The sequence below is a fragment of the Modestobacter sp. L9-4 genome, assembly GCF_019112525.1.
In the GTDB taxonomy this organism is placed as follows: domain Bacteria; phylum Actinomycetota; class Actinomycetes; order Mycobacteriales; family Geodermatophilaceae; genus Modestobacter.
Genome location: NZ_CP077800.1, coordinates 764,819 through 790,188, shown reverse-complemented (window position 1 = coordinate 790,188; position 25,370 = coordinate 764,819). Strand labels below are relative to the sequence as shown.

26 protein-coding genes and 1 riboswitch are annotated in these 25,370 nt (G+C 73.5%); of the genes, 13 read left to right on the top strand and 13 right to left on the bottom strand.

Going from position 1 to position 25,370, the window contains the following annotated elements:
- Positions 1-134: 134 nt before the first annotated feature.
- Positions 135-1,049 carry a DUF2382 domain-containing protein gene (locus tag KUM42_RS03735; protein WP_237495049.1) on the bottom strand — a complete coding sequence of 305 codons (915 nt, stop codon included), beginning with the start codon at positions 1,047-1,049 and terminating at the stop codon, positions 135-137.
- A 120-nt stretch (positions 1,050-1,169) separates the two neighbouring features.
- The gene (locus KUM42_RS03730; RefSeq protein WP_237495048.1) at positions 1,170-1,970 is read right to left on the bottom strand and encodes a TetR/AcrR family transcriptional regulator C-terminal domain-containing protein; all 801 of its coding nucleotides are present in this window, start codon (positions 1,968-1,970) and stop codon (positions 1,170-1,172) included.
- A gap of 206 nt (positions 1,971-2,176) precedes the next feature.
- Between KUM42_RS03730 and KUM42_RS03725 the strand changes: the two genes are divergently transcribed.
- Together KUM42_RS03725 and KUM42_RS03720 are read left to right on the top strand one after the other, a co-directional pair.
- Positions 2,177-3,175 carry a ferritin-like domain-containing protein gene (locus KUM42_RS03725; protein WP_237495045.1) on the top strand — a complete coding sequence of 333 codons (999 nt, stop codon included), beginning with the start codon at positions 2,177-2,179 and terminating at the stop codon, positions 3,173-3,175.
- 126 nt (positions 3,176-3,301) lie between these two features.
- Positions 3,302-3,766, top strand: a complete 465-nt coding sequence (locus KUM42_RS03720) for a hypothetical protein (RefSeq protein ID WP_237495043.1) — start codon at positions 3,302-3,304, stop codon at positions 3,764-3,766.
- Positions 3,767-3,814: 48 nt separating this feature from the next.
- Here KUM42_RS03720 and KUM42_RS03715 read toward each other — a convergent pair whose 3' ends face one another.
- From KUM42_RS03715 to KUM42_RS03700, 4 genes are read right to left on the bottom strand one after another with little or no spacing between them, the layout of a single operon-like run.
- The gene (locus KUM42_RS03715; protein WP_237495041.1) at positions 3,815-4,177 is read right to left on the bottom strand and encodes a PaaI family thioesterase; all 363 of its coding nucleotides are present in this window, start codon (positions 4,175-4,177) and stop codon (positions 3,815-3,817) included.
- A gap of 48 nt (positions 4,178-4,225) precedes the next feature.
- Positions 4,226-4,516, bottom strand: a complete 291-nt coding sequence (locus KUM42_RS03710; protein WP_237495040.1) for a UBP-type zinc finger domain-containing protein — start codon at positions 4,514-4,516, stop codon at positions 4,226-4,228.
- Between the two features lies 1 nt (position 4,517).
- Positions 4,518-5,963: a sensor histidine kinase gene (locus tag KUM42_RS03705; RefSeq protein WP_237495038.1), complete on the bottom strand. Its 1,446-nt coding sequence runs from the start codon at positions 5,961-5,963 to the stop codon at positions 4,518-4,520.
- Positions 5,960-7,621 (bottom strand): FAD-dependent oxidoreductase, encoded by a 1,662-nt coding sequence (locus KUM42_RS03700; RefSeq protein WP_237495036.1) that lies wholly within the window; start codon positions 7,619-7,621, stop codon positions 5,960-5,962. Before KUM42_RS03700 ends, KUM42_RS03705 begins: the two co-directional genes overlap by 4 nt.
- 172 nt (positions 7,622-7,793) lie before the next feature.
- Here KUM42_RS03700 and KUM42_RS03695 point away from each other — a divergent pair, with 172 nt between their 5' ends.
- Positions 7,794-8,483, top strand: a complete 690-nt coding sequence (locus KUM42_RS03695) for a maleylpyruvate isomerase family mycothiol-dependent enzyme (protein WP_237495034.1) — start codon at positions 7,794-7,796, stop codon at positions 8,481-8,483.
- 15 nt (positions 8,484-8,498) lie between these two features.
- Here KUM42_RS03695 and KUM42_RS03690 read toward each other — a convergent pair whose 3' ends face one another.
- From KUM42_RS03690 to KUM42_RS03680, 3 genes are all read right to left on the bottom strand, one after another.
- Complete coding sequence (locus tag KUM42_RS03690) at positions 8,499-9,746, bottom strand: MFS transporter (RefSeq protein ID WP_237495032.1); 1,248 nt, start codon at positions 9,744-9,746, stop codon at positions 8,499-8,501.
- A 32-nt stretch (positions 9,747-9,778) separates the two neighbouring features.
- Complete coding sequence (locus tag KUM42_RS03685) at positions 9,779-10,789, bottom strand: alcohol dehydrogenase catalytic domain-containing protein (protein ID WP_237495030.1); 1,011 nt, start codon at positions 10,787-10,789, stop codon at positions 9,779-9,781.
- Positions 10,780-10,890: riboswitch (TPP riboswitch) on the bottom strand. Its footprint overlaps the gene before it by 10 nt.
- Before the next feature lie 4 nt (positions 10,891-10,894).
- Positions 10,895-11,098 (bottom strand): hypothetical protein, encoded by a 204-nt coding sequence (locus KUM42_RS03680; protein WP_237495029.1) that lies wholly within the window; start codon positions 11,096-11,098, stop codon positions 10,895-10,897.
- A 283-nt stretch (positions 11,099-11,381) separates the two neighbouring features.
- Between KUM42_RS03680 and KUM42_RS03675 the strand changes: the two genes are divergently transcribed.
- Entirely contained in the window at positions 11,382-12,593 is a 1,212-nt protein-coding gene (locus tag KUM42_RS03675; protein ID WP_237495027.1) for an HNH endonuclease signature motif containing protein, read from the top strand.
- A gap of 242 nt (positions 12,594-12,835) precedes the next feature.
- On the opposite strand, the gene KUM42_RS03670 is transcribed toward KUM42_RS03675, so the two are convergent.
- From KUM42_RS03670 to KUM42_RS03655, 4 genes are all read right to left on the bottom strand, one after another.
- Positions 12,836-13,486, bottom strand: coding sequence for a DUF6518 family protein (locus tag KUM42_RS03670; RefSeq protein ID WP_237495025.1), 651 nt, complete (start codon positions 13,484-13,486; stop codon positions 12,836-12,838).
- 164 nt (positions 13,487-13,650) lie between these two features.
- Positions 13,651-13,809 (bottom strand): hypothetical protein, encoded by a 159-nt coding sequence (locus KUM42_RS03665; RefSeq protein ID WP_237495024.1) that lies wholly within the window; start codon positions 13,807-13,809, stop codon positions 13,651-13,653.
- A gap of 184 nt (positions 13,810-13,993) precedes the next feature.
- Positions 13,994-15,205: an amidohydrolase family protein gene (locus tag KUM42_RS03660; RefSeq protein WP_237495023.1), complete on the bottom strand. Its 1,212-nt coding sequence runs from the start codon at positions 15,203-15,205 to the stop codon at positions 13,994-13,996.
- 13 nt (positions 15,206-15,218) lie between these two features.
- The gene (locus KUM42_RS03655) at positions 15,219-16,139 is read right to left on the bottom strand and encodes a succinylglutamate desuccinylase/aspartoacylase family protein (RefSeq protein WP_237495021.1); all 921 of its coding nucleotides are present in this window, start codon (positions 16,137-16,139) and stop codon (positions 15,219-15,221) included.
- Between the two features lie 235 nt (positions 16,140-16,374).
- On the opposite strand from KUM42_RS03655, the gene KUM42_RS03650 reads away from it, so the two are divergent.
- The 9 genes from KUM42_RS03650 to KUM42_RS03610 all read left to right on the top strand — a co-directional run bounded on the left by KUM42_RS03650 (position 16,375) and on the right by KUM42_RS03610 (position 25,351).
- Positions 16,375-17,937 (top strand): ABC transporter substrate-binding protein, encoded by a 1,563-nt coding sequence (locus KUM42_RS03650; RefSeq protein ID WP_237495019.1) that lies wholly within the window; start codon positions 16,375-16,377, stop codon positions 17,935-17,937.
- A gap of 86 nt (positions 17,938-18,023) precedes the next feature.
- Positions 18,024-18,983, top strand: a complete 960-nt coding sequence (locus KUM42_RS03645) for an ABC transporter permease (RefSeq protein ID WP_237495017.1) — start codon at positions 18,024-18,026, stop codon at positions 18,981-18,983.
- Positions 18,980-19,861, top strand: coding sequence for an ABC transporter permease (locus tag KUM42_RS03640; protein ID WP_237495016.1), 882 nt, complete (start codon positions 18,980-18,982; stop codon positions 19,859-19,861). The genes KUM42_RS03645 and KUM42_RS03640 overlap by 4 nt, the downstream gene beginning before the upstream one ends.
- Before the next feature lie 2 nt (positions 19,862-19,863).
- Complete coding sequence (locus KUM42_RS03635) at positions 19,864-20,910, top strand: ABC transporter ATP-binding protein (protein WP_237495014.1); 1,047 nt, start codon at positions 19,864-19,866, stop codon at positions 20,908-20,910.
- Entirely contained in the window at positions 20,907-21,953 is a 1,047-nt protein-coding gene (locus KUM42_RS03630; RefSeq protein WP_237495013.1) for an ABC transporter ATP-binding protein, read from the top strand. Before KUM42_RS03635 ends, KUM42_RS03630 begins: the two co-directional genes overlap by 4 nt.
- On the top strand, positions 21,950-22,786 hold the full coding sequence (locus KUM42_RS03625) for a M55 family metallopeptidase (protein ID WP_237495012.1): 837 nt from the start codon (positions 21,950-21,952) through the stop codon (positions 22,784-22,786). The genes KUM42_RS03630 and KUM42_RS03625 overlap by 4 nt, the downstream gene beginning before the upstream one ends.
- 5 nt (positions 22,787-22,791) lie before the next feature.
- Positions 22,792-23,706, top strand: a complete 915-nt coding sequence (locus KUM42_RS03620; RefSeq protein WP_237495010.1) for an isoaspartyl peptidase/L-asparaginase family protein — start codon at positions 22,792-22,794, stop codon at positions 23,704-23,706.
- Between the two features lie 51 nt (positions 23,707-23,757).
- Positions 23,758-24,660, top strand: a complete 903-nt coding sequence (locus KUM42_RS03615; protein ID WP_237495009.1) for a MurR/RpiR family transcriptional regulator — start codon at positions 23,758-23,760, stop codon at positions 24,658-24,660.
- Entirely contained in the window at positions 24,653-25,351 is a 699-nt protein-coding gene (locus KUM42_RS03610) for an SDR family NAD(P)-dependent oxidoreductase (protein ID WP_237495007.1), read from the top strand. The genes KUM42_RS03615 and KUM42_RS03610 overlap by 8 nt, the downstream gene beginning before the upstream one ends.
- Positions 25,352-25,370: the final 19 nt, after the last annotated feature.

The following is a 25,370-nucleotide window of genomic DNA, read 5'->3' as shown; positions in this document are numbered from 1 at the left end:
CGACGTGCTGGGGACGTGCTCGGTGGTGCGGACCGGCCGTGCCGGCGGGGGCCGGGTCAGCCGGCCGCCGGGCACGAGGCTCCGGCGGCCGGCTGAGCGGCGGGGTGGGTCACCGCAGGGGCGACCCGGGGAGATCAGCGGTGGTCGTTGCGACCCAGCGCGTCCTTGGCCTTGTCGGCCAGGCTGCGGTCACCGTCGGCGTCGGCGGTGCGGTTGCCGGCGGTGCGGTTGCCGGTGACGCCGTCACCCTCGACCTCGATCTGCTCCTTGCGGACCGTGTCGGTGACCTGCTGCTGCTCGGTCACGGTGTCGACGTCCAGGCGGACGCGCTCGACCGGCACGGCCTCCTTGGCGACCACGGCGCGCTCGGCGTGCAGGACGACCTCGTGCTCCTCCTCGGAGATCGCGGGACCGTCGAGGGCGTCGCCACGGTTGGCGTCGGTGATGGGCTCACGCTCGATCCGGACCTCCTCGTGGGAGACCGGGACGGTCGTGGAGACCTGCTCGGTGACGATGTACTTGCGCAGGCGGGCGCGGCCGGCCTCGACGGTCTGGGTGCCGACGCGGAGCTGCTCCTCGGAGCGGGTCATCGCGTCGTCGGTCGTCGGGCCGGAGGTGTCGTGGCCGACGGTGCCGTGGCGGTTCGTGTCGGTGCCGGCGGCGACGGTGGTGTCGGTGTCGTAGCCCGCGGTGCGCGTGGTGTCGGTGTCGTAGCCGGCGGTCTGCGTGCCGCCGACGCCCACGCCGTAGTAGCGGTAGAGCTCGGCCTCCTCCTCAGGGCTCAGGTGGCCCTGGTCGGCGTCCACGCGGGGGGCGTCCTTGACCTTGGCCTTCTGATAGGGGACGCGGAGCGTGCCGCCGGAGACGCTGGCGTCGGTCAGCGGGACGAAGGTCTCCGAGGTGCCGAAGAGGCCGGTGCTCACGGTGGCCCACTCCGGGCTGCCGGTCTGGTCGTCCAGGTAGACCTGGCCGACCTTGCCGAGCTTGTCGCCGTCGGCGTCGACCGCGTTGCTGCCGATGATGGTGTTGATGTCCTGCTGGGTGATCACAGTGCTCCTCCAGGGGGGATCTGGGTGGTCTGCGGACGGCGCCGATCACGCTCGCCGTCCTGCGGACAGCACTGTGCCCGGTCGTTTACGGCGTAAACGACTGGCACCGGGAATTCATGGTCAGACCAGGTCGGCGACGTCCCCGTCGGAGTTCTTGGCCTCGTGCAGCACGCGCTCCAGCCGGTCGAGCAGGTTCTCCAGCGCCTCCTCGAACTCCGCGGCCGACTTGTCCCGCGACAGGAGCGCCTCGGTGCGCAGCAGCGCGGGGAACTGGGTCAGGTCGGTGTTCGCCTGTGCCTCGGGGTCGCCCTCGGGCTGGTCGAGCAGGCTCACCTGGGCACCGATCTGGGTGACCTCGAGCAGCAGGTGGCCGAGCAGGAAGCTGGAGTAGGCCCGGTAGGCGGCGACCGCGGCCTGGTCGGAGAACCCGGCCCCGGTCAGCGTGCCGAGGAAGGACTCGACCATGCGCAGGCTGCGCAGCGGCGGGCGCACCCAGGGCGCGGCCGGCGGGCGGCTGGCGACCAGCGGGAAGACCGAGGGGTGGGCGAGGGCGATCCGGCGGACGCCGTGGGCCAGCCGCATCAGGTAGTCCTGCCAGCCGTTGTGGTCCTCGACGTAGATGTCGTCGCCGTCGTCCTTGTCGAAGAGGGTCTCCACCACGCGGTCGACGACGCCGTCGAGCAGGTCCTCCCGGCCGGGGACGTAGCGGTAGAGCGCCATCGCCTCGACGCCGAGCGCGGCGCCGAGCCGGCGCATCGTGAGGGCGGACAGGCCGTGCTCGTCGATGAACGCGATCGCGGCGGTGAGGATGCGGTCGCGGTCCAGCCCGGCGGGACGGGTCATCTCGCCGGCCGCCCCGGTGCCCTCCTGGACCGCGACCAGGTCCGGGTCGCGGTGGTCGTCGCTCGTCGTCTTGGCCACGGTGGCCCTCCTCTGCGTCGACACCACACTGTCCTCGCCCCACCGGGTCGAGGCCGACCTGCCCGCCCGTCCTACCCCGCTCGGGTGCCCCGCGCCCGTCGGGACGTGACGGCCCTCACTGCTAGCCATGTGCTTGCTCTTGTTAGCACGGCGGTCCGCCGGGGCATGGGACAGGTGCCCGGTCGCACCCCACCCTTGGAGTCCCCATGGCCGTCACCACCACCGTCCAGACCGCCGCGCTGATCACCCAGCTGCGCGCGCTGCTGCAGCTCACCCAGACCGAGCAGCAGATCGCCCGCATCCGGACGGGGCAGGCGCGCACCGACGCCGTCCGCCGCGAGCTCACCGAGAACGCCGAGCACGCCGGGGAGCGCAGCGCCGCCATCGCCGAGCAGTTGCGCGACCTCGGCGGGATGACCGACGTCGTCACCCCCGCGCTCGGCCGGCTCACCGCCCTGGTCAAGGGCACCCTGGAGCAGGCCGAGCCGATCGACGAGGCGCTGCTGCAGGACCTGCAGCTGGAGCACCAGCTGCTCGACCGGGCCACCTACCTCAAGGTGCTCGCCCAGGCCGCGGACCGGCCGCAGGTGCACGCGCTCGCCGAGCGGCTGATCGAGGCGCACTCGGCCACCGTCGAGTGGCTCACCGTCGTGCTGGCCGAGGAGGCCCTCGGGGGCCCGGCGGCGCTGCGGGCCACGCCGCTGCAGCGGGTCGCCGGTGGGGCGACCCGGCTGGCCAACCTGCCGGTGCGCTTCGCGGCCAACACGGTCAACCGGGCGCTGGACTCCGCCCAGCACGCCGGGGGCCAGGCGCAGGGCGCGGTCACCGGGGTCGTCGGCGACGTCACCGGCCGGGCCGGCGCGCTGGGCGACGCCGTCCGGGAGACCCTCACCGTCGGTCGGGTCGCCTCGCTGCGCCGAGCCGAGCGGATCGCCCGGCGGGAGGGCGACACCACCGTCGCCGACACCGTCGCCGCCACCCGCCGCGAGCTGGGCGACGTCAGCGCCGACGAGCTGCCGATCGCCGGCTACGACTCGATGACCACCGCGCAGATCGCCCGCGCGGTGCGCACCCTCACCGACCCGCAGCAGGTGCGCACGATCGTCCGCTACGAGGAGACGCACAAGGCCCGGGCGAGCGTCGTCAGCGCCGTGCAGACCCGGCTCGCGGCCCTGGCCAAGGAGGCCGTGGGCATCGAGGACTGACGCTCGCGGAGCCGGGTCGGAACACGCTGTCCCGGCCCGGCTCCGCAGCGCCAGCACCCCGCCCACCTTCGAGATGAAAGTCACGACCACGTCACACCCCGTGTGGTTGCGCGCAATACTGGCGTCATGACGACGATTCCAGAGGTCGCCACCACCCCTGAGGTGATGGAGCGCGAGTTCTCCCTCATGACGGCGGTGACCCGGTTGGACTTCCTCAGCCGGCGGGACAACGTGGTCGTGGACGCGCCGAACGACAGCGCGGACGACGACGACGACTGGGCCAGCTTCAAGGCCGGCACGCACAACACCCAGCTCGACGCCGAGGAGGCGCTGGAGCTGCTCGCCCTGGGCGAGGTCGTGGCCCGCAAGGCGCACGACAACCGCCAGCTCGGCATCGTCGCGGCCCTGCGCGGCGGCGCCGACTGGGCGCGGATCGGCCGTGCGCTGGCCGTCTCGCCGCGGGCGGCCTGGGAGAAGCACGTCTCCTGGCTGGACGCGCAGGCAGCGGCCCGCCGCAGCGGCGCCCCCGACGCGCTCACCCCCGACGAGGTCGCCGCGGCCCGCAGCCGCGCCGGGCGCCGCCCCGCCTGAACGAGGACCCCGCTGCCCCCCACCGCTCGCCGCGGGGCCGCGGGTGGCTCAGCGGTGGAGGACGGCGAAGGTCGCCACCGCGTGCACCAGGGTGCGGCCGTCCTGCTCGACGTCGGCCTCGCACACCGTCAGGTGCTCGCCCTGGGTGACCACCCGGCCGGTGACCTCCAGTCGGCCGGGGGAGCCCGGGTGGAGGTAGGTGACGGTCAGCTGGCTGGTCGCCGGGACGTCGTGCTCGCCGGTGCTGCTGCGCACCGCCGCACCCATGGCCGTGTCGACGAGGGTCGCCAGCACCCCGCCGTGCACGGTGCCCGCCGGGTTGAGGTGGGCCTCGGTCGCGTCCAGCTGCAGCCGCGCGGTCCCGTCCTCGGCCGTCGTCCCGTGCACGCCGAGGGAGTCCGCGAAGGTCATGCCCCGGCCGCTACCCGCCCCGGCCCGGTGCACACCGGCTGCGCGCGGTCAGGGGCGGGGGAGGAGCAGCGCCCGGTCGGGGTAGCACCAGGCCCAGTGCTCGCGGGGCTCGGCCGAGGCGACCACCGGGTGCTCGGTGGCGGTCGCGTGCGCGGTGGCGTGCCGGTGCGGTGAGGAGTCGCAGCAGCCCACGTGGCCACACGTCAGGCAGCGCCGCAGGTGCACCCACCGCCCGCCGGTGGCCAGGCAGTCCTCGCAGGCCTCCGCCGGCCCGGGCGCGGGCGGCAGCCGGTCCGCGTGCGTGCAGCGGGAGCCGGCCTCCACCTGCCAGCCGGTCACGTCACCGCGACCGGTACCGCGGCAGGCGCACGCAGAACGTCGTCCCCTCCGGTCCGGTCGTGTAGCTGAGCGAGCCGCCGTGCCGCCGCTCGACGATCCGCCGGGCGTTCTCCAGGCCCAGTCCGCTGCCCGCCCCCGCGGGCTTGGTGGTGACGAACGGGTCGAACAGCCGGCTGCGCACCTCCTCGGGCACCCCCGGACCGTCGTCGGAGACCTCGACGAACACCGCGTCGTCGTCGGCCCGGGTGCGCAGGGTCAGCACGCCGGAGGCCACACCGTCGTGGGTCATCGCGTCGGCGGCGTTGTCGATCAGGTTGGTCCAGACCTGGTTGAGCTCGGCGGGGTAGCCGGGCACCGCGGGCAGGGCGGCGGTGTACTCGCGCTGCACCCGGATGCCGGTCAGCTTGCGGGCCAGCATCACCAGCGTGCTCTCCAGCCCGGGCTTGACGTCGAGGTCCTGGTGCTGGGCCTGGTCCAGGTGCGAGTACTGCTTCACCGCGCCGACCAGCGAGGAGATCCGGGTCGCGGCCTCCTCGATCTCGCTCATCAGCGTCTCGGTCTCCAGCGTGTAGCGCAGCCAGCCGAACGCCGCCGCCCACTCCAGCCCCGAGTCGACCTGCTCGACGACGTCGTCGACCCAGTGCGCGTCCATCCCCGCGGCGGCGAACACCGGTGCCAGGTCGTAGGCCTGGGACTCCTCGACGCCGACCTCGGCGAGCCGCTCGGCGATCGCGTCCTCCAGGTCGCTCTCCTCCAGGGCGGTGAGGTCCGGGCGGGGCTTCAGCGAGCGCTCGACCGCGGCGTCCTGGGTGCGCACCAGCCGGGACACCAGCTCCGGGGACAGCCCGCTGTCGGCCAGCAGCGCGAGCTTGTGCCGCATGGCGCTGGTCCGGCCGCGCAGCTGCTCGGTGGCCCGCACCGCCGCGGCGGCCGGGTTGTTCAGCTCGTGCGCCAGGTTCGCCGACAGGTGGCCCAGCTGGACCAGGTGCTCCCGCTGGCGCAGCGCGGACTCCGTCGCCCGCACGCCCTCGTAGAGGCCGTCGAGCAGGTGCACCGCCATCGGGCACTGCTCCTTCACCAGGGTGGTGAAGTCCTCGGCGGCGAGCCGCAGGAACCGGCTGGGCCGGGTGGTGCGCATCGTCGTCGGGTACTCCTCCGGGGCCCCGGTGGCGTACGCCCGGGTCGCGCCGGAGTAGGCGCCGCGGTAGCTGGTGTCGTTGATGACGACGTCCTCGCCGTCGGCGTGCTTGGTCAGCAGCAGCCCGCCCTCGAGCAGCACGTAGAGCGCGTCGGCCGGCTGCCCCTCGGAGAAGACGACGACGTCGGCGTCGAAGACCCGGACGTCGGCGCGCTCGGCGGTCCACGCCAGCTCGGCCTCGCCGAGGGACTCGAAGAGGAACAGCGTGCGCAGCTCCGCGGTGCTGATCTGCGGGGTGGTCGCGGTCATCCGATGGCCTCCAGGTAGCGGTGCACGAGCGTGACGGCCATGGCGCCCTCGCCGACGGCGGAGGCGACGCGCTTCACCGACTCGGCGCGGACGTCGCCGGCGACGAAGACGCCGGGGACCGAGCACTCCAGGTGGTACGGCGCGCGGCTCAGCGGCCAGTCGCGCGGTGGGCGGCCCTCGGCGTCCAGCAGCGACGGGCCGGTCTGCAGGAAGCCGCGGGAGTCACGGACGAAGGCCTCACCGAGCCAGCCCGTGGGCGGCTGGGCGCCGATGAAGACGAACAGCCGGGACGCCGGCACGGTCGTGGTCTGCCCGTTCGCGCTGTTGGCCAGGACCAGCTGCTCGACGTGGTCGCTGCCCTCGACGGCCACGACCTGCGTGCAGGTGAGCACCTCGATGGCGGAGTTGGCCAGGATCCGGGCGACCAGGTACTCGGACATGCTGGCCCGGATGTCGGTGCCGCGGCACAGCAGCACGACCCGGCTGGCGAACTTGGCGAAGTGCAGCGCCGCCTGCCCGGCGGAGTTGGCCGCGCCGACGACGTAGACCTCCTCGCCCTGGCAGTCGGCGGCCTCGTGGGCGGCGGCGCCGTAGTAGACGCCGCGGCCGGCGAACTCCTCCGCGCCGCGGGCGGGCAGCCGGGTCCAGGAGACGCCGGTGGCCAGGACGACGGCGTGCGCGGTGACCTGGCTGCCGTCGGCGAAGCTCAGCGCCCGGCCGTCGCCGTTGGGGGTGATCGCGGTGACCTCGCTGGCGGTGAGCACCTCGACGCCGAAGCGCACCGCCTGGTCACGGGCGCGCTGGGCGAGCTCGGCGCCGGAGACGCCGTTGGGGAAGCCCAGGTAGTTCTCGATCCGGCTGGACTGCCCGGCCTGCCCACCGGTCGCGGTGCGCTCGACCAGCAGCGTGCGCAGCCCCTCGCTGGCCGCGTACACCGCGGACCCCAGCCCGGCCGGGCCGGCGCCGACGACCACGACGTCGTAGAACGGGCTGCCGGCGGTGGTGGACAGCCCGCACTGCACGGCCACCTCGCGCAGCGACGGGCGGCTGAGCACGGTGCCGTCGGACAGGACGGTGGCCGGCAGCGCGTCGTCGTCCAGGCCGGCGGCGGTGCGGATCGCCGCGGCGTCCTCGCCCTGCAAGTGCCGGTAGGGCACCTGGTTGCGGGCGAGGAACTCCTTGAGCTCCTGCGTCTCCGGCGACCACTGGTGCCCGAGCAGGGTCAGCCCCTCGAAGGGCGCGCGGGTGGTGCGCGACCAGTCCTCGAGCAGCTCGTCGAGGACCGGGTAGAGCAGCTCCTCCGGCGGGTCCCAGGGCTTGAGCAGGTAGTGGTCGAGGTCGACGTCGTTGATCGCCTTGATGGCGGCGTCGGTGTCGGCGTAGGCGGTCAGCAGCACCCGCTTGGCGCTGGGCGCGAGGTCCATCGCCTGCTCGAGGAACTCGACCCCGGTCATGCCGGGCATGCGGTGGTCGGCCAGGAGCAGGGCGGTGAGCTCGCCGCGGGCGGTGAGCTCGCGCAGCGCGGCCAGGGCGTCCGCGCCGCTCTCGGCGCGCACGACCCGGTACCGGTCGCCGTAGTGGCGGCGGAGGTCGCGGGCGACGGCGCGGCTGACCGTGCGGTCGTCGTCGACGGTGAGCAGGACGGGTCGAGCGGGCACGGCACCTCCGGTCTGGGCTCTGGGACGGGTCACCCGGTGGGGCCGTTCCAGGAGCACCTCCATCCAACCCCGTCCACCCCTCCACCGGAACCCGTCGGATGACTGCGGCTGGCCCACGGCGGTCCGAGGCGGCAGGGTGGGGGAGTCCCGCCCCGCTACCTGAGGAGACCCCATGACCGCGCCGACCGAGCAGCTGGACTGGTGGCGGCAAGGGGAGGAGCACCTCGGGACGGCGCTGGGCCGGCTCACCGACGAGGAGCTCGCCGGGCCCTCGCTGCTGCCGGGGTGGACCCGCGCGCACGTGCTCGCCCACCTGGTGCGCACCGCCGACGCGACGGCCGACCTGCTGACCGGGGCGCGCACCGGGGTCCGGACCCCGGTCCCCGGCTCGGACGAGGCGCGGGACGCCGAGGCCGCGACGGCCGCCCTCCCGCCGGGCGAGCTGCGCGCCGCCGTGCTCGCGGCGACCCAGCGGCTGGCCGCTGCGGTGCGCGAGCTGCCGGACCAGGCGTGGTCGGCGCAGGTGAGCACCCGGCCGGGCCACGACCTGCCGGCCGCCGACCTGCCGTGGCTGCGGGCCCGGGAGGTGTGGGTGCACTCGGTCGACCTGGACGCCGGCATCGGGTTCGCCGACGTCCCGGACGACGTGCTGGCCGCGGTGGTCGACGACGTCTTCCGGCGGTGGGACGCCCGCGACGTCGTCCCCGACGTGGCGCTGTTCGCCGGCGACCGCGAGTGGGGCACCGGCGCGCTGGCCGTGGCCGGCACCCTGCCGGCGGTCACCGCCTGGATCACCGGCCGCGGCGACGGCGCCGACCTGCAGGCCGACGGCCCGCTGCCCTCCCTGGCGCCCTGGGCCTGAGGCCGGGTCCGCCGGTCAGGCGGGGGTGATCCGGCGGGGCATGCTCAGCGCGGCGAGCACGCCCAGGCCGAGCACGCCCGCACTGACGGCGAACGCCACCTGGAACGAGAACGTGTCGGTGAGCCAGCCGGCGGCCAGTGGGCCGGCCACGGCTCCGAGGTCGGCGACCATCTGGAACACCGCGACCGTCTTCCCGCCCCGTCCCGGGCTGACGTCGCCGACGACCGCGGCCGGCACGCTGGCCAGCAGCGAGGCGCCCAGCCCGAACGTGGCCATGGCCAGCAGGAACGCCCCGGTCGCCGGCGGCAGCACCAGCACGGCCATCGACGCGGTCGCCAGCCCCGTGCCCAGCACCAGCGAGGGACGCCGTCCCCAGGAGTCCGACAGCCGGCCGGCGCGCAGCAGGCCGAGGGCCTGGGCGATCGAGCCGGCGAGCAGGCCCGCGCCGGCCCAGGCGACCGTCTTGCCCAGCTCCTCGGTCACGTACAGCGGCACCAGCGAGTTGCGCACCCCGAACAGCACCCAGCCCACGCCGAGGTTGGCCACCAGCGCGGCGAGGTAGGCCCGCGAGCGCAGTGCCGCGCGCAGGCCACCGCCGTCCGTGCCCGGCGGTGGCACCGCCGCGGTCGAGGGCTCGGCGCCGCCGCCCTGGTCGACGCCCGGGGTCACCGGCGGGTCGACCGGCGGCAGCGCGGCGGGCCGGAGCAGCACCAGCGCGACGCTGCCGGCGACGAGCAGGAACCCGGCGTAGACGAAGAACGGCACCCGTGGGGAGATCTCGGCGAGGAAGCCACCGGCGGCCGGTCCGGCGATGCCGCCGAGGATGAAACCGCCCTGGTAGGTCGCCGCGGCCCGCCCGCGCTGGCCCGACGGGGAGGTGCGCAGCAGCAGCGACAGCGCCGCCACGGTGAACATGGCGCTGCCGATGCCGCCCGCGGCCCGCAGGCTGACGAACAGCGGGAACGTGCCGGCCAGCCCCGCGAGCCCGGTGGTGACGGCGACGATCGCGAGCCCGGCGGCGAGCACCACCCGCTCGCCGATGCGCTCGACCAGCGCCCCACCGGCGAAGGCGGAGACGAACCGGAAGAACGCGAACGCGCTGATGGCGAACCCGACGGCCGTCGTCCCGACGCCGTAGTCGCGGACGAAGAGCGGGATGGCCGGGGCCACGACGCCGAAGCCGAGCGCGACGACGAAGGCCACGATCGCCAGCACGCCGACCTCGCGGGGGAGGGGATCGGCCTTGCTGCTGCGTCTGGCCACGGGGGCCGATCCTGGCACGGGCCCCCGACGGGTCAGGGGTGCAGCACCAGCCGCCCGGTCACCTCGCCTGCGCGCAGCCGGTCCAGGGCCTCGTTGACCTGGGACAACGGCATCGTCGCCGCGACCGGCGGGGTCAGCTGCCCGCTCGCGGCCAGGGAGACGGCGGCCTCCAGCTCGGCGAGGGTGTTGCCGACGCTGGCGATCACCCGCTGCTCGGCGACCACCATGCCCAGCGGGCTGACGGTGAGGGAGTCTGCGCTGTAGCCGACCAGCACGAGCCGCCCGCGGCGGCCGAGCACGCCGGTGGCCAGCTCCAGCGTCGCGGTCACGCCGGCCAGCTCGACGACGACGTCGGCGCCCTGCCCGCCTGACAGCCGGGTCACCGCCTCGGCGGCGTCGGCGGGGGAGACCGCGGCGGTGGCGCCGGAGCGCAGCGCGGCCTCGCGGCGGGCGGCGTCCCGGCTGACCGCGATCACCGTGGCCCCGCGCCGGCGTGCGTCCTGGACGACGGCCAGCCCGACGCCGCCGCTGCCGAGCACCACGACGACCTCGCCGGGTTCGACCGCGGCCTCGGTGAGCGCGTGCACCGCCGTCGTCCCGGCGCAGCACAGCGGTGCGGCCGCGTCGAAGGACACCTCGTCGGGCAGCCGCACCAGGCAGTGCGCCGGGACGACGAGCTGCTCAGCGAAGGCGCCGTCGGCGGCGAAGGCGAGGACGCCGCGCGGGGCGAGGCACAGGTTCTGCCGGCCGCGCAGGCACCAGCGGCAGCTGCCGCAGAACAGGTAGTAGTAGACGGCGACCCGGTCGCCGGGTGCCCAGCCGGTGACGTCGGCGCCGACCGCGTCGACCACGCCGGCGGCCTCGTGGCCCAGCGTCATCGGCGTCCGGGACGGCGCGTAGAGCCCGTCGGTGAAGTGCAGCTCGGTGCCGCAGACGCCGGCGGCGTGCACCCGGACGCGCACCTCGTCGGCGGCGGGCTCGGGCACCGGGACGTCGTCCAGGGCGAGTGGCTGGTGGGCTCCGTGAAAGTGCGCCGCGAGCATCGGGCAGCTCCCTCCGCCGGCATGGACCGGATCAGGTGTGGACGGTCGGCGGGGTTCGTCCGCTCTTCTCAGCCCGCGCCCGGGCTCCCGTGTGCACGGGGGAACCTACTCGGGCTGCTCCAGCGGGTCGACGCGGCGGAGGAAGCCGCGGATCGACAGGTGGTCGGAGAGGGAGTCGCGGTGCGCGGGGCAGGCCGCCCAGACCTTCTCGCGGTCGGGTGTGTGGATCTTCGGGTTGTTCCAGATCAGCCGGTAGGACGCCGGTTCCCGGCAGCCCTTCGCCGAGCAGATCACCGGGTCGGTCGTCACGTGGGCGATTGTGCCGGGCCCTTCCGGGAGCCCGTGGGCGGTCGGCAGGCCGGGCTGACGAGCCGGTGCGTCGGCGGGCTGGGTGCGAGTCCGGACGTCGCTGGGCGCCCGACGCGGTGGCCGCCGCTGCGTGCTGCCGGGTCGCGAGAAGTCGGTCGACGGTCTGCTGTCAAGACACGGCCCAGATCTGTGGACAAGCCGCTGAGCTGCGGTTTCGTCTTGAGTGACATCCCGATCTGCCGTACCATTCGTACACGTGTTCGAACGGCGGACGGGGGTGGTCGTGAGCGAGTTGCGGTCGGCTCTGGAGGCCCTGGGTGCCGAGGACCTGACGTCGTCGTTCGGCGGGCCCCTGCTGGATCGACTGGCCCCTCTGCTGCAGGCGCACAACCAGCTGTCCGCGGAGATCGCCCGCACGGTGCGTGAGTGCGAGCTGACCCAGGCGCCGGAGCGCGACGGCCTGAGGTCGATGCAGTCCTGGCTCATCGGCCACGGGCTGCTGTCCAAGGGCGATGCGGAGCGCTTCGTGCGGGCCGGCCGGGTGGGCGAGCGGATGCCGGCGGTGGCTGCTGCGGCCTCGGAGGGGTCGGTGACCGCAGCGAAGGTGGTGGAGATCGGCCGCAAGCTGACCCCAGCGCGACTGGCGGCTGCGGTGGAGCAGGGCCATGACATGGCCGAGGTCGACGGCGCGATGGCCCTGGTGGCGGCCACGCAGACGCACGAGAAGCTGGCCGAGTTCGTGGCCTCCTACGTCGCCGGGGTCGACCCGGACGGGCCGGAGCCCGACCCGACCGAGGGCCGCCGGTTCTGGATGTCCAGGGGCGAGCACGGCTGGGACTTCGGCGGCCACCTCGACCCGGTGGCGGGGGAGAAGGTCGCCACGGCGGTGGAGTCGATCGCGCAGGCCGACCGCCCGAAGGGCGATGACCGGACGCGGAGCCAGCAGAACGCCGACGCGCTCGTGCAGCTGGCCGAGAACCAGCTCGCCTCCGGCAACCTCCCGGTGCTGCGCACGGTCAAGCCGCACGTCGTCGTCACGATCGATGTGGAGGACCTCGTCGACCCGGCCACCGGCCCGGAGGCGGCCCGCACCGGCTTCGGCTCGACCTTGTCGGCGGCCCGAGCGCGCGGGGTGGCGTGCGACTCGACGGTCACCCGGATCGTGCTCGGCCCCGACGGGCTCCCACTGGACGTGGGTCGGACGCACCGGGTGGTGCCGCCGCACCTGCGCCGGGCGGTGGAGAACCGCGACGGGCACTGCGTGTTCGCCGGGTGTGGTGCACCGACGCACTGGTGCGACGTCCACCACCTGGTGGAGTGGATCAACGACGGCGAGACGTCACTGGACAACTCGGCGCTGCTCTGTGAACGGCACCACACCAAGGTCCACCACGGGTTCCGCGTCCAGCGTGACGACGGGGCGCCGCCCGGTCACCGGTGGCGGACCTGGCGACCTGACGGCACCGAGATCCTGATCGGCCCGCTCCTCACCTGACGGCTCGCTTGCCGACAGCTGTGCGCCGGCGTGCCCGCGCGGCTTCGTCGTGGCCGACGTCGCCGTGTCGTCGTGCGGCTCTGTCGTCGTGCCGCTGTGCCGTCATGTGGCTGTGCCGTCATGTGGCTGTGCCGTCATGTGGACGTGCCGACTGGCCGATGTGTCACCCGGTCGTTGCGTCGCCCGATGTCCCGGCGTCCCGCGGAGCCCGCAGTCGGCGGGGGGAGTGGCGTCCGGCCGGGTCAGAGCGAGCCGGGGAGGAGGAGTTGCTCAAGGAGATCGGGGGCGGAGACGAGCAGCCAACCGGCGGCGGCTGCGGGCAGGGTCCACAGTGCGATCTCGGCGAGCTGCCGTGGGGAGCGGACGGCGACCGCCAGCACCACGACCGCGGCCAGCGCAGCGAAGCCGACCACGACGGTGGCGTCCTCCGCGTAGTTGGTGCTGCGGCGGTAGGCGTCGGCGGCGAGGAGGCCGAGCGCAGCTGCGGCCGAAGCGGCGCCGGCGTGACCGGGACGGCCGATCCGGCAGAACGCCCAGCCGAGCAGTGACCCGGCCACGACCGCCAGGACCAGCCACTGGACCAGCTGATCGAGGTCCGCCGAGTACGGCATGCCGGGGTACTCGACCCCGTACATCACGTCCTTGCCGACGTAGAAGGCCACCACCGCGGCCGCCAGGGCCAGGACCGACCGCAGTACCGCCTCCCGCACCGGCCGCCGCGCGCTCAGCAGTGCCAGCAGTGCGATCCACATCCCGAAGGTGTGCGCCAGCGGACGGAACGCATCCCCGTAGTAGGCCCAGGCTGCGAACGCGCCGGTGACCAGGCCGCCGGCGGCCGCGGACACGGGCCCGGCTGCGGCCTGGGCGCGAGGGGGGACGGTCAGCTGTGCCACGGGTGCTCCTCGGCTCGGGTGCGGGCGAGCCTGGCAGAGCGGCACCCTCCTCGGGAGGTGGCACGCAGGGGAACCGGTACGGGATCGTCACTCCACCGCGCGGCGACGGCCCGAGCCGGGGGCTGCGCGTCCTCGTGCAGGACGGCGCAGCCACCGGCGCGCGGTCAGTGGTGCGCGGCGGTGCGGCGGACCCAGCCGAAGGCGGACGTCGCCACGAAGAGGACGGCGCCGACCACGAGCAGCCAGAACAGGCCGTGGACGACCGCCCCCACCACCATCAGCACCACCCAGGCGACGAGCAGCAACGCGATCAGACCCAACATCGGGATCTCCTCTCCAGTGCGCCCGGGCTGACGTGTCCGGGCGCTGAGGACAGGACTACTCGCGCACGCTGGGTGCCGCCTCGACGTCGGCGGCGAGGTCGCTGGACGTCCGCTGGGACGCCTCGGCCCGCCTTCGGCTGCCGCTCGGCGTCTCGGTCGGCGCCCGCGTGAGCCCGCCTGGCAGCTACCCGGCCACAACCTGGCCGCGGCTGACGACCAGCGCCAGCGTCTCCTCCGGCTTCGACAGGACGCGGACGTCGACCGACGGGTCGGTGCGGCAGAGCAGGACGTCGGCGGCCGCGCCCGGGGCAAGCACGCCCAGCCGACCTGGCTCACCGAGCAGCTCGGCGCCGACCAGCGTCGCGCTCTCCAGCACGTCCCACGAGGACTGCACCGCCGCCCGCAGGGTGAACTCGCGGTTCTGCTCGGCCGCCATCGGGCCCAGCAGGTCGGTGCCCAGCGCGATCCGCACCCCGGCGGCGGCCGCGGTGCGCACCGCCTCGGCGCCCCGGTCGGCGACGGCGGCCAGCTTCACCATGCTCTGCTCCGGCAGCCCGAACTCGCGCCCGCGCTCGGCGAGCACCGCGTAGGCGCTCAGCGTCGGCACCAGGAACGTGCCCGCGGCGGCCATCAGCTCGGCGTCGGCAGCCTCGATCAGGTTGCCGTGCTCGATGGTGCGCACCCCGAGCCGCACCGCCCGCTGCACCGCGGCCCCGGCGTAGGCGTGCCCGGCGCAGTACAAGCCGAGCCGGTCGGCCTCCTCCACCGCGGCCCGGATCTCGGCCTCGGAGAACTGCACGCCGTCCACCCGGTCGGCGGGGCTGGTGATCCCGCCCGACAGCATCAGCTTCACGAACGTCGCCCCGCGCCTGCCCTGCTCGCGCACCGCCCGCCCGACGTCGTCCGCGCCGTCGACGACCCGGCCGATGCCCGGGACGTCGGGGTGCGGGTCCCACAGCTCCCGTCCCCGCGGGCGCAGGTCGGCGTGCCCGCCGGTCTGGGACAGCGCCTTGCCGCAGGTGTGCAGCCGCGGGCCGGTGAGCACCCCCTCGTCCAGCGCACGGGCGAGCCCTGCGTCCGCGCCGCCGGCGTCCCTGGCGGTGGTGAAGCCGCGCCGCACCATCGCCGCCAGCGCCCGGGTGGCGTGCGCGGCGACGTAGCTGGCCGGGTGCCCGGAGTCGGCCCACTCGTCGGCCGACAGCGACGCCACGTGCACGTGGCAGTCGATCAGCCCGGGCAGTGCGAACAGCCCCCGTCCGTCGACGTCCCCGGCCACCAGCGGACTGCCGTCGTCCGGGCCCACGGCGGTGAGCACGTCGCCGTCCCACTCCACGCACTGGTCGGGGACGGTCCGGCGGGCGGTGACGTCGACGAGGGACACCGAGCGGATGCGCATGACCGGCACCCTCTCAGGCGCGGGCGAGGCCGAGCAGCAGCCCGTCGGCGTCGACCGCCGGGCTGGAGGTGAGGAACAGCGGGACGCCGTCGGCCGGCGCCACCACCCGGTGCAGCTCGGCGCCCCACGGGTCCAGCAGCACGCCGAGCTCGTCGCCGGTGCGCACGTCCGCGCCCACCGCGACCGACGCCTGCCAGAAGCCGCGGAGCGGCGTGCGCAGCCAGACCCACCCCTCGTGCTCGACGGGCGTCGCCGCCGGCACGGCGAACTCCTCCGGCAGCATCCCCAGCGCCACGAGCACGTTGTGCACCCCCTGCAGGTGGCCGGCGACCGATGCCGGGTCGCAGATGCCGTTGGCGCCGATCTCCGCGGTGATCGCGGGGATGCCGCGGTCCGCGGCCGCCGCGGACGTGCTGCCGCCGACCGTGCGCGCCGCCCGGGTCTGCCGGACGACGTGGCCGGTCCCGTAGACCAGCGCGAGGGCGCGGGCCTGCTCCTCCACCGGCGACTCCTCGTACAGACAGAACGGCTCGAGAGCCTCCGGCAGGTCGCCGGCGTGCAGGTCGAGGAGCACGTCGGTGGGCGCGATGAACGCCTCGAACAGCCCGTGCGCCAGCGCCTCGGTGTAGGAGCCGGCCGGGTCGCCGGGGAAGCTGCGGTTGAGGTTGGCCCCGTCGACGGGGACGACGAACGGCGTCCGGCTCCAGAACGCCGGCTGGTTGAGCACCGGCACGACGGTGAGCCGGCCCTGCAGCCGGTCGGTGGGCAGCGTGGCGATCAGCCGCATCAGCGCGGCCATGCCGGTGTACTCCGCGCCGTGCACCCCGGCGATCACGGTCAGGTGCGGACCGTCACCGGAGCCGGTGGCCGTCGCGTACGGCACCTCGACGGGCGCTCCGGGCAGGTCGTCCAACGTGCGGGTCAGCTGCTCCATGACCGCATGGTGCAGGTATCGATCCGGCAACGAAAGCGTGGGCCAGGTCACTTTCCAAACGTAACAGCGGGGTAATGTCCGCCTCCTACTGTAATGATCACTACAGCCGAGGGACGCCGCTCGCGACGGCTCCTCCGGCACCTCCCGCACCGGCCGAACGTCGGTGAACCGGTGCTCCGCTGTCCCGAAGTCCCCACCCCACCCCGCTGCGGCGGTCCGAACGATGAGGCAGTCGATGACACGAACAACCCGGATCAGGTCAGTCGGGATCGCGGCCGTTGCCGCGCTCGCGCTCTCCGCCTGTGGCGGCGGCAGCAGCAGTGACGCAGGTGCCGCCGGAGGGGCGCCGGCCGAGGGTGGTGACCTGACCATCGCCCGCCAGGCCGACATCCTCTCCATGGACAAGACCACCACGTTCGACAACAGCTCGATCTACGTGATGGAACAGATCATGGAGCCGCTGTTCATGGTCAGCCAGGACGGCACGAAGGTGGAGCCGTGGTTGGCGAAGGACTACAAGGTCTCCGACGACAAGCTCACGTACACGATCACGCTCCGCGACGACGTGAAGTTCTCCACCGGCGCCCCGATGACGGCCGCGGACGTCAAGTTCTCCATCGACGAGGCCACCAAGACCGGCGCTGACGGCTGGGGCTACATCAACGCCGCGATCAAGACGGTCGAGGCCACCGACCCCACCACGGTGACCATCACGCTCAACTACGCCTGGGCGCCGCTGCTGGCCGACCTGTCGCTGTTCAGCAACGGGATCATCCCGGCCGACTACGGCGGCAAGACGTCGGAGGAGTTCTACAAGGCACCCGTCGGCACCGGCCCGTTCGTCTGGGGCGAGTGGAAGCAGGGCCAGTACGTCAAGGTCAACAAGAACCCCGACTACTGGGGCGACAAGCCGCACCTGAACAGCGTCACCTGGACCGTCGTCCCCGACGCCAACACCCGCAAGCTGCAGCTGCAGGGTGGCCAGATCGACATCGACGAGTTCCCGGACTGGTCGGGCTTCGGGACGCTGAAGAGCACCCCCGGCATCGTCGCCACGGCGTTCCCCTCGACCCGGCTGGACTACCTGGCCTTCAACCAGAACAAGGCACCGTTCCAGGACGTCCACGTGCGCCGGGCGATCGCCTACGCCATCGACCGCGAGTCGATGGTGAAGAGCGTGCTCTTCGGCAACGGCACGGCCGCGGACTCGCTGCTCTCCCCGGGGACGCCGTTCTACGCGAAGAACCCCGACGCCCCCAGCTTCGACCTGGACAAGGCCAAGGCCGAGCTCGCGCAGTCCTCGATGCCCAACGGGTTCTCCACCAGCATCCTGATCAACGCCGGTGACCCGAACGAGGTGTCGGTCTCCCAGATCATGCAGTCCCAGCTCAAGGACCTCGGGATCGACCTGCAGATCAAGTCGCTGGACGCCACCGCGAAGCGCGCCGCCCGCAACGCCCAGGACTTCGACACGACCCTCCTCGGCTGGACCATGGACATCCCGGACCCCGACGAGTGGACGTCGTTCGCGGTGGACCCCGAGGGCGGCTCGCACTCGGCCTACACCAGCTACGACAACCCCGAGGTCATCGCCCTGAACAAGCAGGCGCAGGCCGAGGGTGACGAGACCAAGCGGGCCGACCTGTACGAGCAGCTGCAGCAGAAGGTCGCCGACGACGCCTTCGTGGCCTACCTCTACTACTCGCCGTACGCCTACGCGATGAGCGACAAGGTGTCCGGCTTCGAGGTCACGCCGCTCGGCAACTACCACCTGGAGGACGTCTCCAAGTCCGAGTGACCGTCGAGCGGGGTGGGTGGGCGCCGACGCCGGCGCCCACCCACCCACGCCCGGTCCGCGCTGTGCCGACGAGGAGGTGAGCTGCGTTGCTCGACCGTTTCCGCTTCATCCCGATCCGACTGCTGCAGTCGATCCCGGTGGTCATCGGGGTCACGATCGTGGTCTTCTTCATGGTCCACCTGCTGCCGGGAAACCCGGCGCTGACCATCCTGGGTCAGTCCGCGACGCCCGAGCGGGTGGCCGCGCTGAACACCCAGCTCGGGCTGGACGAGCCCCTGTGGGACCAGTACTTCATCTTCGTGGGGCGCCTGCTGCACGGCGACCTGGGCGACAGCCTCACCTACCAGCGGCCGGTGTTCGACCTGGTCTTCCAGGCGGTGCCGATCACCCTGTCGCTGCTGTTCTTCGCGCTCGTGATCTCGCTGGTCATCAGCATCCCGCTCGCCGCGCTCGCGGCGACCGCACCCGGCCGGGTGCGCGACCTGGCCGTGCGCGTCTTCACCCTGATCGGCCAGGGCATGCCGCAGTTCTGGGTGGGCATCATGCTGATCCTGCTGCTCGCGGTGAAGGCCCGCGCCTTCCCCGTCGGCGGGTACGGCCGCAGCGCCGCCGACCACCCGTACTACCTGTTCCTGCCGGCGCTGACCCTGGCGATCGCCATGTGCCCGACCACGATCCGCAGCCTGCGCGCCTCGACCATCAACGTGCTGGGTGCCGACTACGTGGGCACGGCGCGGTCCAAGGGCGCGGCCGGTGTCTCGCTGTTCCGCGGGCACGTGCTGCGCAACGCGGCCATCCCGACGGTCTCGATCATCGGCGTCAACCTCGGCTACCTCGTCGGTGGCTCGCTGGTGATCGAGAAGGTGTTCGCGATCCCCGGCCTTGGCTCGCTGATGATCAACGCGATCTTCTCCCGGGACTTCCCGACCATCCAGGCGGTCGCCCTCTTCGTGGCCCTGTTCGTCATCGTCGTCGGCATCCTCACCGACGTCGTCTACACGCTCATCGACCCGCGGGTCGACCTGTCGAGCAAGGAGCGCGCATGACCACGGCGGCGGTGGCCACGGCCACCCGCGCGATGCGCCGGCCGGCCCGGTCGCGATCGCTCAAGGCCTGGTACCGCAACGGCACCCTGGTGACCGGTCTGGTCATCGTCGGGCTGCTCGTCGCCGCGGCGGTGCTCGCCCCGGTGCTGACCCCCTACGACCCGATCAAGCAGGACCTGCAGAACTCGCTGCTCGGCCCGAGCGCCGACCACTGGCTGGGGACCGACAAGTACGGCCGCGACGTGCTCACCCGCCTGCTGTGGGGCGCCCGCGTCGACCTGCGGATCGGCTTCCTCGCCGTCCTCATCCCGTTCGTGGTCGGGTCGGTGCTCGGTGCGCTGGCCGGCTACTTCGGCGGCTGGTTCGACACGATCGTCATGCGCGTCGTCGACGTCTTCTTCGCCTTCCCGTTCTACGTGCTGGTCATCGTGCTGGTGTTCGTCTTCGGCAACGGGGAGAAGAGCATCTACCTGGCGATCGCCGCGGTCTCCTGGGTCGCCTACGCCAAGATCATGCGCGGCGAGCTGCTGGTGGCGAAGAAGCAGGACTACGTCGTCGCCGCCCGCCTCGGCGGCATGTCCCACGCCCGGATCCTGGTCAAGCACATCGCGCCGAACGTGCTGTCGCAGGCGCTGATCTACGCGATGAGCGACATCGTCATGGACATCCTGGCGATCGTCACCCTCGGCTACCTGGGCCTGGGCATCGCCCCGCCGACCGCCGAGTGGGGCTCGATGATCCTCGACGGCCAGGAGTTCATCACCACCCAGTGGCTGCAGGCCACCATCCCCGGCCTCGCCGTCGTCGTCACCAGCCTGGGGCTGTCCCTGCTCGGCGACGGCATGTCCGACCAGCTGTCCCCGGAACGGAGGAAGTGAGCATGTCGATCGACCAGGCACCCCCGGCCGGCGCCACGGCCAGCGGGCACCAGCAGCTCACCCCCGGCGTCCCGCTGCTGCGCGTGCACGACCTGTCCGTCGGCGTCCGCAGCGGCGCCCGCGCGGTGAAGATCGTCGAGGACGTGTCCTTCGACGTCGCCCCCGGTCAGCGGATGGGCATCGTGGGGGAGTCCGGGTCGGGCAAGTCGCTGACCCTGCGCTCCATCGCCGGCCTGCTCCCCAAGCCGGTCGAGGTGCTGTCCGGCGGGATCGAGTACAACGGCGCGGACCTGCTCGGGATGCCGGCGAAGAAGCGCCGGGCGCTGATGGGCCCGGAGATCGCGATGATCTTCCAGGAGCCGATGACGGCGCTGAACCCGGTCATGCGGGTCGGTGACCAGATCGCCGAGGGGCCGCGCCGGCACCTCGGGCTGTCGGCGAAGGCCGCCGGTGAGCTGGCCGTGGCGATGATGGCCCGCACCGGCATCCCCGACCCGGCCCGCCGGGCCCGGGCCTACCCGCACGAGCTCTCCGGCGGGCTGCGCCAGCGGATCATGATCGCGATGGCCGTGTCCTGCGGCCCGCGGCTGCTGCTGTGCGACGAGCCCACCACCGCCCTGGACGTCACCGTCCAGCTGCAGGTGCTCCGGCTGCTGGAGAAGCTGTGCGAGGACACCGGCACGTCGCTGGTCTTCGTCACCCACGACCTGGCCGTGGTGAACCAGACCTGCTCGGAGCTGGCGGTCATGTACGCCGGGCACATCGTGGAGGCCGGCCGGGTCAAGGACACCTTCCGCCAGCCGCGGCACCCCTACACCCGGGGCCTGCTGGAGTCCGCCCCCGACTTCGACCGGCCCGACCGGGCCCTGGTGCCGATCCCCGGCTTCCCGCCGAACGTCTCCGACCGGCCGCACGGCTGCCCGTTCGCCCCGCGCTGCGGCTACGTCCGCGACCACTGCACCGAGGCCGTACCCCCGCTGGCCGAGGTGGCCCCCGGGCGGCTGGCCGCCTGCTACGAGAGCGACCGGCTGGACGAGGTGCTGGCATGACCACGACCGTGCCGGACCCCACCGCTGAGCCGTCGGTGCTGCGGGTCAGCGGGCTCACCAAGCGCTACGGCGGCTCCGAGTCCTGGCTGACCCGGCTGACGTCGGGGAAGAGCGTGGCCCTCAAGGCGCTGGACGGCATCGACCTGCACCTGCGGCCCGGGGAGATCCTCGCGCTGGTGGGGGAGTCCGGGTCGGGCAAGTCCACGCTGGCCAAGATCCTGGTCGGCAGCACCACCGCGACCAGCGGGGACGTCTCCGTCGCCGGCCAGCCGGCCCCGGCCCGCCGGGACAAGGAGTCCTCCCGGCGGGTGCAGATGGTCTTCCAGGACCCGTACTCCTCGCTGAACCCGCGGATCACCGTGGGCAAGATGCTCAGCGAGCTGCTGCTGCTGCTGCACGAGATCGTGCCCAAGGGCGAGGTGCGGGCGGAGAGCGTGCGGCTGCTGAACCTGGTCGGCCTGGAGGAGGACGTGCTCGGGGCCTACCCCAGCCAGTTCTCCGGCGGGCAGCGGCAGCGGCTGGCCATCGCCCGGGCGCTCGCCGTGCGGCCCGACGTCCTCATCGCCGACGAACCGGTGTCGGCACTGGACGTCAGCGTGCAGGCCACGATCCTCGAGCTGTTCGCCACGCTGCGCACCGAGCTCGGCCTGAGCATCCTGTTCATCGCCCACAACCTGGCCGTCGTGCAGCACCTGGCCGACCGGGTCGCGGTGATGTACCTGGGCCGGATCGTCGAGGTGGCACCGACCGCGCAGCTGTTCACCGAGCCCCGGCACCCCTACACCCGGGCGCTGATCGACTCGATCCCGCGGATGACCGAGACCAGCGTCAACGACGGCTTCGAGCTCGACGGCGAGCCGCCGAGCCCCTACGACGTCCCGGCCGGCTGCCGGTTCCACCCGCGCTGCCCCCTGGCCAGCGAGATCTGCATCGAGAACGACCCGCCGCTGCTCGTCGTCGGCCGCGCCCACGAGAGCGCCTGCCTCAAGGCCGACGAGCTGGCGGCCATCCCCGTCCCCAACGCCCCGCAGGAGCACGCATGAAGATCTGGATCAGCTTCGACATGGAGGGCGTCGCCGGCATCGTCGACTGGGAGCAGTGCCGGCCCAGCGGGGGAGCGCGCTACGACCTCGGCTGCCAGCTGATGCTCGCCGAGGTCAACGCCGCCATCGAGGGCGCCCTCGCCGGGGGCGCGACCGAGATCGTGCTCAACGACTCGCACGGCACCATGGCCAACCTGGACCCGCGGGCGGTGGCCGGCAACGCCAGCTACATCGCCGGCCGCCACAAGCCGCTCTACATGATGCAGGGGCTGGACGAGACGGTGGACGCGGCGTTCTTCGTCGGCTACCACGGCTCGATCTCCGGGCAGCCCTCCACGCTCAGCCACACCTACAACCCCGAGGTCTTCGCCGCCGCGCGGGTCAACGGCGTCGAGGTCGGGGAGAGCGGCATCAACGCGCTCGTCGCCGAGCACTTCGGCGTCCCGATCGCGTTCCTCTCCGGCGACGCCGTCACCTGGGACCAGACCGCCGCCTTCGCCCCGGGCGGCGTGCACGTGGTCACCAAGGAGTCGCTGACCCGGTTCAGCTCGGCCAACCTGCACCCGACCGAGTCCTGCCGGCTGATCCGGGAGGGCGCCGAGGAGGCCGCCCGCCGGGTGGCCGGGGGAGCGGTGGGCACCCCGGGCATCACCCGGCCGGCGACCCTGGAGCTGGACGTGCAGACCGGTGACATGGCCGAGGTGGCCACCTGGGCGCGCGGCGTCGAGCGGGTCGCCGAGCGGACCGTGGCGATCTCCGGTGAGGACCTGCTCGCGGTCTTCCGCTCCTTCGTCGCGGTCAACTACATCACCCGTCAGGCCGGCGGCCGGTGAGCGGCGTGCAGCTGTTCCAGGTCGCCCCGGCGCCGGTCGGCTGGGCCCTGGTCCTGCACGGCGGGGCCGGTGGGCGCGTCGAGGAGCTCTCCCTGGAGGAGGCCGGCACCTACACCGAGGGCCTCACCGCCGCCTACCAGGCCGGTGCCGCCGTGCTCGCCGCCGGCGGCAGCGCGCTGGACGCCGTCTGCGCGACCGTCGAGAAGCTCGAGGACGACCCGCTGTTCAACGCCGGCCGGGGCGCCGCGCTCACCTCCGAGGGCACCGCCGAGCTCGACGCCTGCGTCATGACCGGTGAGGGCCGGGCCGGGGCGGTCGCTGCCTCGCAGTTCGCCCGCAACCCCGTGCACGCCGCCCGCAAGGTGCTCGAGGAGACCCCGGCGGTGCTGCTGATCGCCCCCACCGCCGAGCGGATCGCCGGCTGGGACCTGCAGACGGTGACCCCGGACCACTTCACCACCCCCGCCCGCCAGCAGCAGCTGCGCCGGGTGCAGGACGGGCTGCTCGCCGGCAGCCGGCACGGCACCGTCGGGGCGGTCGCCGTCGACGTGCACGGCCGCGTCGCGGCCGCCACCTCCACCGGCGGCATGGTCAACCAGAGCGAGGGCCGGGTCGGCGACACCCCGATCGTGGGTGCGGGCACCTACGCCCGGGACGGCGTGGGCGCCATCTCCTGCACCGGCGAGGGCGAGGCGTTCATCCAGGGCGTGGTCGCCCACGACGTCGCCGCCCGGGTGCGCTACCTCGGCGTCGACCTCGCCCAGGCGATCACCGACACCGTGACCGCCGAGCTCGCCCCCCGCGGGGCGATGGGCGGGCTGATCGCGGTGGGCGCCGACGGCTCGATCGTGGTCGCCCACAACTCCCCGGCCATGTTCGCCGCCTACTCCGACGGAGACCGCCTCGTCACCCACACCTGAGCGGCCGCGGGCAGGGGGACACGGGGACGGACAGGACACGGGGGAGGGCGCATGACACCCATCAGCGACGAGGTGTTCGTCCGGATGGACGAGCTGACGCCGGCGGAGAAGAAGGTGGCCCGCTCGCTGCTGGCCAACTACCCGAGCGCCGGGCTGGCCAGTGCGGCGACGCTGGCCCGGACGGCGGGCACCAGCACGCCCACGGTGCTGCGGCTGGTGGCCCGGATCGGCATCGGCAGCTACCCGGAGTTCCAGGAGCGGCTGCGCGAGGAGGTCACCCAGCGGCTGAACTCCCCGGTCAGCCGGGCCGCCGACCGGCTCACCGGCGAGGGCGACGGGACGCTGTTCCAGCGTTCGGTCACCCAGCGGCTGGGCCTGGTGGAGCGGCTGGCCGCGACCGTCCCCCCGAGCGAGTTCGAGGCGGCGGTCGCGCTGCTGGCCACCCCGGCCCGCAGCATCGTGGTCAGCGGCGGCTACTTCTCCCGCTTCGTCGGGCAGATCCTGGCCCTGCAGCTGGACCAGCTGGTGCCCGGCGTCCAGTTCGTCGGCGAACCCCTGGGCCGCGACATCGGCCGCTACCTGTCGATGGGCCGGGACTCCGTGGCCGTCATCTTCGACCTGCGCCGGCACGAGCTGCCGGCCAAGCGGCTGGCCGCACTGGCCCGGCAGCAGGGCGCCGCGGTCCTGGTGATCACCGACGAGGAGCTGTCCCCGGCCGCCGACGACGCCGACGTCGTGCTGCCGATCGCGGTGGACGGCGTGCCGTTCGACTCCTTCGCCGGGCTGATCGTGCTGGTCGAGGCGCTGGTCGAGGGCGTGTTCCAGCGGGTCGGCACCGCGGGGCTGGACCGCATGCGGCAGTGGGAGGAGTCGGTGGTCATCCACCGCGCCTTCCGCGCCGGACCCGAACCCGACGACGAGGACGACGACACCGAGGAGGACCAGGATGGGTGAGCTCGAGGGCAGGGTCGCGGTGGTCACCGGGACCGCGCAGGGCATCGGGCAGGCCATCGCCCGCACGCTGCGCGAGGCCGGGGCCACGGTGCACGAGGTCGACCGCGACACCGTGGACCTGTCGGTCACCGCCGAGGTCGAGGAGTTCTTCGCCGGTGTCGGCGACGTCGACGTGCTGGTCAACAACGCCGGCGGGGTGACCGGCCAGACGCACGTGCCGATCGACGAGCTCACCGACGCCGCGTGGGACGCCGTCGTCGACGCCAACCTGCGGACGACGATGAACTGCACCCGCGCCGCGGCCCGCACCATGAAGCGCCGCGGGTACGGCCGGATCGTCGTCATCTCCTCCGGCGCCGGTCGCAGCGTGAGCCTCACCGGGATCCAGGCCTACGCCTCGGCCAAGGCCGCGCAGATCGGCTTCACCCGGCAGATGGCCCACGAGCTGGGCCCGCACGGCATCACCGTCAACTGCATCGCGCCGGGCTTCGTGCTCTCCAACCCCACCACCCAGGCGCAGTGGGAGAGCTACGGCCCCGACGGTCAGCAGGCGCTGCTGGAGCGGATCGCCGTCCGGGCCACCGGGACGCCGGAGGACATCGCCCGCGGCGTCCTGTTCTTCGCCGTCCCCGCGGCCGGGTGGGTCAGCGGCCAGACGCTGTCCATCGACGGCGGCCACTCACTCTTCTAGACCGATCGGGACAGGGACC